Here is a 9,877-nt window from a genome sequence, read left to right as displayed (position 1 = left end):
TCCGAGGGCGAAAGCCCTCGTCCTACTCTACTATTTTGATATTGAGGTTCTCCCTAAAAAATCTTTATTATAAATTTTAAAAATATCCTTTTCCCTGCTATAATAAGGTATATTCGGAAGATTTAGAAAGATAGCATCAGAGAGAACGAAAACGGGGGAGGTTATGCATGAATATTTCAAATGCTATTGCTATAGTTACTGGCGGTGCTTCGGGGCTTGGGGAGGCAACTGTTAGAAATATTACAGACAAGGGTGGAAAAGCAGTAATATTGGACACTTCTGAAGAAAAAGGTAAGCGTTTGCAAGATGATTTGGGAGAGTCCGCCTTGTTCGTAAAGACTGACGTTACAAAAGAGGAAGATGTCTGGAGGTCGCTGAATCAGGCCATTGAATCATTTGGTTTTATTAATGCAGTTGTGAATTGTGCCGGAGTAGCGATCGCAAAAAAAGTGTTGAGCAGAAAAGGACCCCATGAATTGGACTCCTTTTCTAAAGTAATATCGATTAACTTAATAGGTAGTTTTAACGTCATCCGCCTGGCTGCCGAAAAAATGGTACATAACGAAGAAAATCAAACCGGTGAAAGAGGGGTGATTATAAATACGGCGTCTGTAGCCGCTTTCGAGGGACAAATCGGGCAGGCTGCGTACAGTGCTTCAAAGGGAGGCATTGTTGGGATGACGCTGCCGATTGCCAGGGAACTTGCATCAAGCGGCATCAGGGTCATGTCTATCGCACCGGGACTATTTCATACGCCGATGTTTGATACTTTGCCTGAAGAAGCGCGGGTTTCGCTCGGGAAAACTGTCCCGTTCCCCTCACGGCTTGGATTGCCTGAAGAATACGCAAAATTGGTGGAAAGCATTATTGAAAACCCGATGCTGAATGGTGAAACCATCCGCCTCGATGGCGCAATCAGAATGCAGCCGAAATAAGGCGGCAGAAAATCAATCCGGAGATGAGGAGAGTCCATGAACCATCTGTATCTAACTGAAGAGCATGACATGTTCCGTAAATCATTGCGAAAATTCCTCGACAAAGAAGCTTATCCTTATTATGAACAGTGGGAGGAGGACCGTATGATCCCGCGTTCTTTCTGGGAGAAGCTTGGCGAACAGGGATTTTTATGCCCCGATCTGGATGAAAAATATGGCGGTGCAGGAGTCGATTGGGGCTTTTCAGTTGTCATTAATGAAGAGTTGGAGCGTGTAGGTACAGGGCTTGTCGGTGTAGGTCTTCACAGCGACATTGTTGTACCCTATATTAGTGCATATGGTACGGAGAAGCAAAAGCAGAGGTGGCTGCCTAAGTGCGCGACAGGCGAAATCATCACCGCGATTGCCATGACAGAGCCCGGCACTGGTTCAGACCTGGCCAATATAAAGGCGACTGCAATTCTTGAAGATGACCACTATCTTGTAAATGGACAAAAAACGTTTATCACAAATGGAATCCAATCCGATTTAATCGTTGTCGCCTGTAAAACAGATCCCCATGCCGAACCGAAGCATAAAGGAGTAAGCCTGCTTGTCATCGAAAGGGATACTCCCGGTTTTTCGAGAGGCCGGAAACTGAATAAGGTCGGCTTGCATTGTCAGGATACAGCCGAGTTGATCTTCGAGGACTGTCGTGTGCCTAAGGAGAATTTGCTTGGCGAAGAAGGGAAAGGTTTTTCCTATCTGATGGAGAAGCTGCAGCAGGAGCGTTTGGTTGTCGCGATTGCCGCGCAGGTGGCTGCAGAAGATATGTTCGAAATGACGCTTGAGTATGTAAAAACAAGGGAAGCATTCGGTAAGCAAATAGGGAAATTCCAAAATACCCAGTTCAAAATTGCCGAGATGGCCACGGAAATCGAGATGGGGAGGACTTTTCTGGATCAGTTGGTTGCCAGCCACATTTCCGGTGAAGATATCGTGACTAAGGTTTCCATGGCCAAGTGGAAGCTGACCGAAATGGCAAGGGAGCTTGCGACGCAATGCATGCAGCTTCATGGCGGCTATGGCTATATGGAAGAATACAAGATTGCAAGAAGGTACCGCGATATCCCTGTTGCCAGCATTTATGCGGGCACAAATGAAATAATGAAGACAATCATTGCGAAAAACCTGGGATTATAAATTAGATTTCAGAAAGGAAGATAATATGCGTGAAGTAGTCATTGTTGAAGGAATCCGTACACCAGTTGGCAGAAAGAATGGGGCACTTAAAGACATCCGTCCTGATGATTTGGCGGCAGAGGTTTTAAAAGAATTAGTGAACCGTACCGGGATCAAGCCGGAAATTATCGATGATGTGATTTTGGGCTGTGTCAGCCAGGTCGGTGAGCAGGCTGGGGATATTGCAAGGGTGGCAGCCTTGATTGCCGGATACCCGATTGAAGTCCCAGGAACGACCATTGACCGCCAATGCGGTTCAAGCCAGCAGGCGGTACATTTTGCCGCACAGGCAATTCTGTCAGGAGATATGGATGTTGTCGTGGCTGGCGGAGTGGAAAACATGTCCCGCGTTCCGATCGGTTCCAACTATCAAGGATCAGGATTGAGCGAAAAATTAACAGAGCGCTATGAAATGATCCATCAGGGTTTGTCCGCAGAACGAATTGCTGAGAAGTATGGTATCACCAGGGAAGAGTGCGATCAATTTGCTCTCGAAAGCCATCAAAAAGCATTGCGTGCGCAAGCCGAAGGGTTTTTTGACCGTGAAATAATCCCCGTGACAGGAACACTTGCGGATGGAAGCAATGCCGAAATCCGCGAAGACTCAGGACCAAGGAAAGAGACATCTCTGGAAGTACTGGGCGGGCTTAAAACGGTTTTTAAAGAAGATGGCTTGATTCATGCCGGAAATTCAAGCCAGATCAGCGATGGTGCAGCTGCCCTTCTTTTGATGGAACGAAACAAAGCAGAAGAGCTTGGCTTGAAACCGCGTTTCCGTGTGCATACAAGGGTTGTCGTCGGCTCAGATCCAACCTTGATGCTAACTGGGCCAATCCCGGCTACAGAAAAAGCACTTAAGAAATCAGGACTATCCATTGATGACATTGACGTTTTTGAAGTGAATGAGGCGTTTGCTCCAGTAGCCCTTGCCTGGCTGAAAGAAACGGGGGCAAACCAGAAGAAACTCAATCCGAATGGCGGGGCGATCGCGCTTGGACATCCACTGGGCGGCAGCGGAGCGAGGTTGATGGTTACAATGATGCACGAATTGGAGCGAACTGGCGGACGATACGGCCTGCAAACAATGTGCGAAGGCCACGGCATGGCCAATGCGACCATTATTGAACGTCTATTAAAATGAGGAAGAGTCAGGGAGGGAACCAGGATGTCAACAACAATTGGCAAGATCTTTGATTTGACGGTAAAAAAATTCCCCAACAAAGAAGCACTTTATGATGAGCGAAGAAAAGTGCGCTATACGTATCAGGAATGGAGTCATCGGGTAAACTCTCTGGCTAATGCCCTGTTGGCCGATGGCGTTAAAAAAGGCGACCGTGTTTCCACGTATCTTTATAACAATGAAGAACTGGCGACCGCCTTTTTTGCCTGTGCCAAAATCGGAGCTGTTTTCAACCCGATCAATTTCCGTCTTATGGAAGAGGAGCTCAGCTTTATTTTGAGTGATGCAAAACCAAAGGTTGTCCTGTTTGAAGAGGCGCTTGAGACTACCATTGCAGACATTGAAAAACGCTTTCCCGAAGTGGCATTCTGGTTCATTGATGAAAACACTCCTTCCTATGCGGCAAACTATCATGAAAAAGTGGCTAATGCGCCTCAAGCTGAATTGACTGATGACATAAAAGAAACAGATCTTTATGCAATCATGTATACAAGCGGGACTACCGGAAGACCAAAAGGGGTTCTTCATAGGCAACGTGACATGGTTGAACAAAGCATGATTTTGATTAATGGCTGCAGCTTTAACAGTGATGATATCGGGTTAATCACAGCTCCGATGTTCCACTGTGCCGAACTGCACTGTACTTTCCTTCCACGCGTTCACGTAGGTGCAAAAAGTATCATTCTCCACCAATTTGATCCTAAGAAAGTCTTACAATTAGTTGAAGAAGAAAGGGTTACCAAGTTTTTTGCCGCTCCGACAATGTGGAATATGCTCCTGCAGGAAAATCTGGATGAATATAATACAAAAAGTCTAAAGCTCGGATTATATGGTGCTGCCCCGATGGCGCCAACACTAGTAAAAGCATGCCGGGAAAAACTGGGGATTGAACTTGTTCAAGCTTACGGGATGACGGAGATGGGTCCAGCAATCACGTTGCTTTCTGAAGAAGATCAAATAAGGAAGGCTGGCTCCGCAGGCCAAGCCTGCCTAAACCATGAAATTATTATCGCACGCCCTAAAGAAGACGGACCATCTGATCCGGATGATGTCATGCCGCCAGGGGAAAACGGCGAAATCCTCGTTAAAGGTCCATGTATGATGAGCGGCTACTTCGGGCGTGAAGAAGCCAACGAAAAAGCTCTGTACAAGGGGTGGTACCATTCAGGGGATATTGGCTATCTGGATGAAGAAGGTTATCTGTGGGTCAAGGACCGCGTAGATGACATGATTATCAGCGGGGGAGAGAACGTTTATCCAAGAGAGGTTGAGGACACTCTTTATGAGCATGCAGGAGTTCTTGATTGTGCTGTTCTCGGCCAGCCCGACGATCGTTGGGGTGAAACTGTAACAGCCTTTGTCGTAGCCAAAGACTCTTCCTTATCCGAAGAAGAATTGGAGGAGTGGTGTAAAAACAGCAGGACGCTTGCAAATTATAAACGTCCTAGAAAGTATATGTTCTGCAATGAACTGCCTAGAAATGCGAGCGGCAAAATTCAAAAGTTTATCCTCCGTAAGCAGCTGGAAGACGCTATCCACAACCATAACTAGCGCTACCATGAGGATACATCAACTTACCCACATTATCCACAATGTTATCCATAGCTTTTGTGGATAATGTGGGGATAAAATGATTTTTTCAAATGGTATGACTACAAGCTTTCCAAAAGATATCCACGTTATCCACACGCGTGTTGATAACTTTATCCATTTGTCAAAAAGAAAAACAGGGAAGAGATCCTCCCTGTTTTTACGTTATTTGCTTTTTTGTCTATTTCTTGCGCGTTGATCAGCTGCGTCAGAACGTACTTGCGACTCTAGATCATTATGATCCGCAAGCTCATTGGAATATTCAACATCCAGTCCGTCGCTTTTTAAGTTCTTCGGCACCTGTGGCAGTGTTTGTTTATTCTTATCCCGATTATGGTGAATATTATTTCTACCCATATTAGCAGCCTCCTCAAGAAATAATTCGGAATGACCCCGAAGCTTTAGCCATTACCGTTATATTTTCTGCAGAAGGAATCGGTAATATGTATGGAGGGCAGCATTTTAGTGTCTTCCTTTTTTTTCTGTAAATCCACCGGCACGGTCGGCGTTTTTAAATTCGCGGGCATAAAGGACTGCCTGCGTGCTTGACAGTGTATTCTTCATTTTTTCTTTTCTCTTTTGATCCATCGCTTATCATCTCCTTAAGGAAAGTATATACCCATTTTTTCCCCACCGCGTAAATCCATACATTGATTATGCTTTTTCAGGTCGGTTGGCTGCTTTTAAAGACGAAAAAGGCGTACATTTTACATACCTCTCAGTCAAAAAGTAACGTTCAACGCCGGTCCGTTAGCAGATCCTTCAGGGCGGGCGCCAAATCAGGGTAGATAAATGGATATTGATGATTCAGCAGCTTTTCAGGAAGTACTTTCTGTCCTTCTAAAACTAGGACGCTCATTTCCCCGAGTAACCTTTTCAGTAAAAATGCTGGCACTGGAAACCAATGAGGCTTGTGTAAAACTGCTCCTACTGATTGACCAAAATCGTTCATTTGTTTCGTGTGAGGAGCGGTAAAGTTCACCGGTCCCCTGATTTCTTTATGCTTCATACAGAAAATGATGGCTTGTGTGACATCTTGAATATGAATCCAGGACACCCATTGCCGACCGCTACCGATCCTTCCGCCTGCAAATAGCTTGTAGGGAAGGACGATGCTTGGCAATGCCCCATCTTTTCTACCCAGTATGACACCAAAGCGGGTTAACACAAGCCTTGACGTGTAGGAACCTGCTTTCATGGCCTCTTTTTCCCAAATTTTAACCGTGTTGGCCAGGAAATCATCCCCTTCTGAGCGGGTATCCTCTGTATATGTAATTACTTCTGAATTGCCGTAATAGCCAATGGCACTGGCATTTATTACGGTTTCCGGCTTTTTAAGAAGCTGTGAAAGAATTCGTGTCATCTCTTTTGATGATTGTATACGGCTTTCGACGATTCTTCTCTTCCTTTCAGCAGTCCAGCGTCCACTATTCAGGGATTCCCCGGCCAGGTTGATAAAAACATCTATCCCTTCCAGTTCTTCTTCGGGGGAAGCTCCATTGGACAACCACTGAACGTAGCGGACTTGTTCATGCGATACATATTTATCAGGGTTCCTAGTCAGGATGCATATCTCGTGCTTTTCTTTGAGAAGTTCTTCGGTTAACGCCGTTCCGATAAACCCGCTGCCCCCGGCAATCGCAATTTTCATGAATATACCTCCTTGAAAAATTTCTGTCTTTTACACATAAAACATCCTTTGGGATGTGTTACATTAATATCAGGGGTGATTTTATGCCGCAAATTACAAAAGTAACGAGCCAAAAAAAACGAAAAGATCGTTATAACATTTATATAGATGATGGCAAAGGTGAAAAATATGCCTTTAGCGTGGATGAAGAAGTCCTTTTGAAGTTTAATCTGAAAAAAGGAAAAGATATTGACGAATTTGACCTTGCTGATATTCAATATTATGATGACATCCAAAAAGCCTTTACGTACGCCTTGAATTATTTATCACACCGAATGAGATCGGAATTAGAGATCCGTTCCTATTTAAAGAAAAAAGAAATCGATGATCCGATTATCCAGGAAGCTGTTTATAAGCTGTATAATTATAAATACCTGGATGACTTGGCGTTTGCACAGGCATTCGTCAGAACACAAATTAACGGCGGCAATAAAGGACCGTTAACGATAAAGCTTGAGCTGAAAGAAAAAGGCATTAACGAAAAAATCATTGAGCAGGCCTTGCTTCAGTATCCGTTTGAAATTCAAGAAGAACACGCCCGAAAGCTTGCCGAAAAGTCAATTGCGAAAGAAAAAGGTATCTCTGAACGCGCCCTGAAGCAAAAGCTGGAACAAACATTGCTTCGAAAAGGGTTTTCCATGGAAGCAATCACAGAATCCTTGCAAAACGTTAGCCTTGAAAAAGGCGATGATGAAGAATGGTATTCGCTATGCCATCAAGCTGAAAAAGCCCATCGCCGGCTGCAAAAATACACAGGCTTTGAGTATGAGCAAAGAATGAAGCAAGCCCTGTTCCGCAAAGGATTCCCAATCGACTCGATTGAACGGTATTTAGCAGAAAAAAAGGAGCTTAGTTAACGGATTCAATAATGATTTGTTTCTCTTCTCGATAACATTAGTATCAATCATTTCTTTAACTTCCCGTTCTGTGAGTGTATCAAACGCACCAAAATAGCCAATTCCGGCATTATTGATTAAGATAAAAATAGAGGTGTTACAAATGAATGATATAAGATACAGCCGAATGACACAACATGAGTTAAACCAGGAAATCGCTGCACTTAAGGAAAAAGCGCGCAAGGCTGAGCAGCTTGGAGCGGTAAATGAATTTGCTGTACTTGAGCGCAAGGCTGTCATGGCAAAAGCTTATTTGTTAAACCCCAAGGAATACAAGCCGGGGGAAATTTATCATATCGAGGGGGATCCGGGTTCTTATTTCAAGGTGGAATATTTAAATGGAGTGTTTGCCTGGGGATACCGCCTGAATGGAAGCGGAAAAGAAGAAGCACTGCCTATTTCGATGCTCACTAAAGTTAAGTAGAGCGATGAGCAAATAAGGGCCGGAGACTACAGGAAGTTGTTTGTTTTTCCTGCAGCAATCCGGCTCTGCTTGGGGACGCGCGAATTATCGCGCATGAACGGACAGTAAGCCCCCCACTAATAGAAGTTTCACCTTATCGCAGCGTATCTGATTCCCGCTGGTTAGATGCTCTCATTCGTTCCTGGGGATGGGTATTTGTCGAGCCGTCCGCGCGTTTTGAAGCATATTCAGCTTTAGCACGCGGTTCCCCCTCGAATTTATTGCCGTTCTGATTTGGGAAGTTCTTTGCTTTATTCCTCATTTTTTCCCCTCCTAAAATCGAAATGCGAGTCAGCGCATTACTAGTATGGGTAAAAAGCATCGAAATATGTTGGAACGAAGACGATCAAAAAATGGTAGAGAGGTGATTCATATGAACGAACATCACGACAGACTGACTGACCTATTATTGGAGAAAAACAGTAATCTTTCTTTTACACAAGCCCGAAATTGGATTGAACTTTTATGGGAGGATTTTGAAGCAACCTATGCCAAGGCCGGCCATGAATATGCCGGTGAAGAAATGACAGCACGCGTTGTAAGGCAATGGGTTGAAAATCACGGTGAAAGGCTGCATGAATTCATGGGAAAGAATCCGAAATATCAGCAACTGTTAAACAAAAAAGAAAATCTCCATTAAAAAAGCCAGCCTCTTTTGGAATATCCAAAGCAACTTTAGGATAAACCAATGGGCCAGCTATTTATTAGCGGGATTCACCTAACCAGCAAAATAACAACTTTCGCTGGTTATCCCGGTAAAATATTTAATTTTTTTCGGAGCTTTGCTTCACTAAAGATCCAGCCGGTATAGGAATTAGTGATATTCAAGTCACGGTCGAGATGGACGACTGCTACAAAAGGGTAAAAGCCATTGCTTCTGTACCTCAGATCAATGAATCTGACTTCGTGAGTAGTGTCATTGCTTTCGATTTCCCAACGGTAAACGGGGGAAAAGGAAAGGAAAGCAGCCAGGTTTTTATCGTATTTTGCAACATCGAGAACCTCACTTACCGGCAGTGGAACACGTTCAAACTGATCAAGGATTGTCACAGCACCATTGTTGGCCCTTGCGACATAAAAATGCTTTTCGGTGATGACAGCCACCTTCCAGCGATGATATCTCATCGTAGATGACATGATGATTTTCCTTGCTTCAGGAATCTGCATCTTAACCGCTTTTTTAATGATCCGCTGTTCCCTAAACCGTGCCAGATAATAAATAACCAAAATTCCATACATCGATAAGAATGTGTAGCCCGGCGGGGAACCAAGGCCCCATAATATCAACCCGGCAATATGAATGCCGAAAATAAACGGATCAAATGTGTTGATGATTCCGAGCGCAACCCATTTTGATGAAATCGGACGAAGGGCCTGTGTACCATATGCATTAAATATATCGACGAAAACATGCAGGAACACAGCCAAAAAGGTCCAAATCCACAGATGGAATAAATTTGATTCAGGAACCAAGGCATAGATGGTGCCGCTAATCAAAAGCGGCCATAAAAGAACAGCCGGCAATGAATGGGTAAGGCCCCGATGATTTCGGATATAAACTGCATTGTTTCGTAATTTAAGAAATGTATCGATATCGGGAGCCTGGGAACCGAGTATTGTACCCACCATAACCGCAGTTGCAGTAACAGAACCTTCTGCTACGGCGGGATCTAAAGTTGCGAGTCCTCCAAGTGCTATTCCCATGACAAAGTGAGTACCAGTATCCAAAGAGTTTACCTCCCTTGCTGTCCACTTCAAAGTGGCGCAAAAACAGTATAATCGGTATGATTCATAATCATAGCGCAATCTTGCAAAATGTCCAAATAAAATTAATTTGAAGTATTTATGACAAGTATTGCAATTATCAACGTTGATGGTTGCAGGTAGTATTTTATGGCAGCC

12 protein-coding genes are annotated in these 9,877 nt (G+C 44.2%); 7 read left to right on the top strand and 5 right to left on the bottom strand.

Annotation, left to right across the window (positions count from 1 at the left end):
• Nucleotides 1-167: 167 nt before the first annotated feature.
• Genes ELQ35_RS21180 through ELQ35_RS21165 form a run of 4 tightly spaced genes read left to right on the top strand, consistent with a single transcriptional unit; the run spans nucleotide 168 to nucleotide 4,887 of the window.
• Nucleotides 168-935 carry a 3-hydroxyacyl-CoA dehydrogenase gene (locus ELQ35_RS21180; RefSeq protein ID WP_126867167.1) on the top strand — a complete coding sequence of 256 codons (768 nt, stop codon included), beginning with the start codon at nucleotides 168-170 and terminating at the stop codon, nucleotides 933-935.
• A 36-nt stretch (nucleotides 936-971) separates the two neighbouring features.
• Nucleotides 972-2,117, top strand: coding sequence for an acyl-CoA dehydrogenase family protein (locus ELQ35_RS21175; protein ID WP_126867166.1), 1,146 nt, complete (start codon nucleotides 972-974; stop codon nucleotides 2,115-2,117).
• A 25-nt stretch (nucleotides 2,118-2,142) separates the two neighbouring features.
• Nucleotides 2,143-3,297: a thiolase family protein gene (locus ELQ35_RS21170; RefSeq protein WP_126867165.1), complete on the top strand. Its 1,155-nt coding sequence runs from the start codon at nucleotides 2,143-2,145 to the stop codon at nucleotides 3,295-3,297.
• Between the two features lie 24 nt (nucleotides 3,298-3,321).
• The gene (locus ELQ35_RS21165; protein WP_126867164.1) at nucleotides 3,322-4,887 is read left to right on the top strand and encodes a fatty acid--CoA ligase; all 1,566 of its coding nucleotides are present in this window, start codon (nucleotides 3,322-3,324) and stop codon (nucleotides 4,885-4,887) included.
• 204 nt (nucleotides 4,888-5,091) lie between these two features.
• Here ELQ35_RS21165 and ELQ35_RS21160 read toward each other — a convergent pair whose 3' ends face one another.
• The 3 genes from ELQ35_RS21160 to ELQ35_RS21150 all read right to left on the bottom strand — a co-directional run bounded on the left by ELQ35_RS21160 (nucleotide 5,092) and on the right by ELQ35_RS21150 (nucleotide 6,577).
• Complete coding sequence (locus ELQ35_RS21160) at nucleotides 5,092-5,283, bottom strand: YfhD family protein (RefSeq protein WP_126867163.1); 192 nt, start codon at nucleotides 5,281-5,283, stop codon at nucleotides 5,092-5,094.
• 105 nt (nucleotides 5,284-5,388) lie between these two features.
• Nucleotides 5,389-5,514, bottom strand: coding sequence for a YfhE family protein (locus ELQ35_RS21155; RefSeq protein ID WP_126867162.1), 126 nt, complete (start codon nucleotides 5,512-5,514; stop codon nucleotides 5,389-5,391).
• A gap of 148 nt (nucleotides 5,515-5,662) precedes the next feature.
• The gene (locus ELQ35_RS21150) at nucleotides 5,663-6,577 is read right to left on the bottom strand and encodes a TIGR01777 family oxidoreductase (protein WP_126867161.1); all 915 of its coding nucleotides are present in this window, start codon (nucleotides 6,575-6,577) and stop codon (nucleotides 5,663-5,665) included.
• An 83-nt stretch (nucleotides 6,578-6,660) separates the two neighbouring features.
• Between ELQ35_RS21150 and recX the strand changes: the two genes are divergently transcribed.
• A complete protein-coding gene (recX, locus tag ELQ35_RS21145; RefSeq protein WP_126867160.1) occupies nucleotides 6,661-7,473 on the top strand; it encodes a recombination regulator RecX in 813 nt (270 codons plus the stop codon).
• A 142-nt stretch (nucleotides 7,474-7,615) separates the two neighbouring features.
• Nucleotides 7,616-7,936, top strand: a complete 321-nt coding sequence (locus ELQ35_RS21140) for a YfhH family protein (RefSeq protein WP_126867159.1) — start codon at nucleotides 7,616-7,618, stop codon at nucleotides 7,934-7,936.
• Nucleotides 7,937-8,069: 133 nt separating this feature from the next.
• Here the strand turns inward: ELQ35_RS21140 and ELQ35_RS21135 are convergent, their stop codons facing one another.
• Nucleotides 8,070-8,237, bottom strand: a complete 168-nt coding sequence (locus ELQ35_RS21135; RefSeq protein ID WP_126867158.1) for a small, acid-soluble spore protein K — start codon at nucleotides 8,235-8,237, stop codon at nucleotides 8,070-8,072.
• Between the two features lie 111 nt (nucleotides 8,238-8,348).
• On the opposite strand from ELQ35_RS21135, the gene ELQ35_RS21130 reads away from it, so the two are divergent.
• Nucleotides 8,349-8,615: a YfhJ family protein gene (locus ELQ35_RS21130; protein WP_126867157.1), complete on the top strand. Its 267-nt coding sequence runs from the start codon at nucleotides 8,349-8,351 to the stop codon at nucleotides 8,613-8,615.
• 107 nt (nucleotides 8,616-8,722) lie between these two features.
• Here ELQ35_RS21130 and ELQ35_RS21125 read toward each other — a convergent pair whose 3' ends face one another.
• A complete protein-coding gene (locus tag ELQ35_RS21125) occupies nucleotides 8,723-9,703 on the bottom strand; it encodes a metal-dependent hydrolase (protein ID WP_126867156.1) in 981 nt (326 codons plus the stop codon).
• Nucleotides 9,704-9,877: the final 174 nt, after the last annotated feature.

Origin of the sequence: Peribacillus cavernae (genome assembly GCF_003989135.1) — a bacterium.
In the GTDB taxonomy this organism is placed as follows: domain Bacteria; phylum Bacillota; class Bacilli; order Bacillales; family DSM-1321; genus Peribacillus; species Peribacillus cavernae.
This window is presented reverse-complemented; position numbering and strand designations above follow the sequence as displayed.

What these genes read in the sequence shown, in the direction of transcription:
- ELQ35_RS21140 (WP_126867159.1), top strand. Translation starts at nt 7,616, where the DNA reads ATGAATGATATAAGATACAGCCGAATGACACAACATGAGTTAAACCAG.
- ELQ35_RS21180 (WP_126867167.1), top strand. Translation starts at nt 168, where the DNA reads ATGAATATTTCAAATGCTATTGCTATAGTTACTGGCGGTGCTTCGGGG.
- recX (WP_126867160.1), top strand. Translation starts at nt 6,661, where the DNA reads ATGCCGCAAATTACAAAAGTAACGAGCCAAAAAAAACGAAAAGATCGT.
- ELQ35_RS21175 (WP_126867166.1), top strand. Translation starts at nt 972, where the DNA reads ATGAACCATCTGTATCTAACTGAAGAGCATGACATGTTCCGTAAATCA.
- ELQ35_RS21170 (WP_126867165.1), top strand. Translation starts at nt 2,143, where the DNA reads ATGCGTGAAGTAGTCATTGTTGAAGGAATCCGTACACCAGTTGGCAGA.
- ELQ35_RS21165 (WP_126867164.1), top strand. Translation starts at nt 3,322, where the DNA reads ATGTCAACAACAATTGGCAAGATCTTTGATTTGACGGTAAAAAAATTC.
- ELQ35_RS21150 (WP_126867161.1), bottom strand. Translation starts at nt 6,577, where the DNA reads ATGAAAATTGCGATTGCCGGGGGCAGCGGGTTTATCGGAACGGCGTTA.
- ELQ35_RS21160 (WP_126867163.1), bottom strand. Translation starts at nt 5,283, where the DNA reads ATGGGTAGAAATAATATTCACCATAATCGGGATAAGAATAAACAAACA.
- ELQ35_RS21135 (WP_126867158.1), bottom strand. Translation starts at nt 8,237, where the DNA reads ATGAGGAATAAAGCAAAGAACTTCCCAAATCAGAACGGCAATAAATTC.
- ELQ35_RS21155 (WP_126867162.1), bottom strand. Translation starts at nt 5,514, where the DNA reads ATGGATCAAAAGAGAAAAGAAAAAATGAAGAATACACTGTCAAGCACG.
- ELQ35_RS21130 (WP_126867157.1), top strand. Translation starts at nt 8,349, where the DNA reads ATGAACGAACATCACGACAGACTGACTGACCTATTATTGGAGAAAAAC.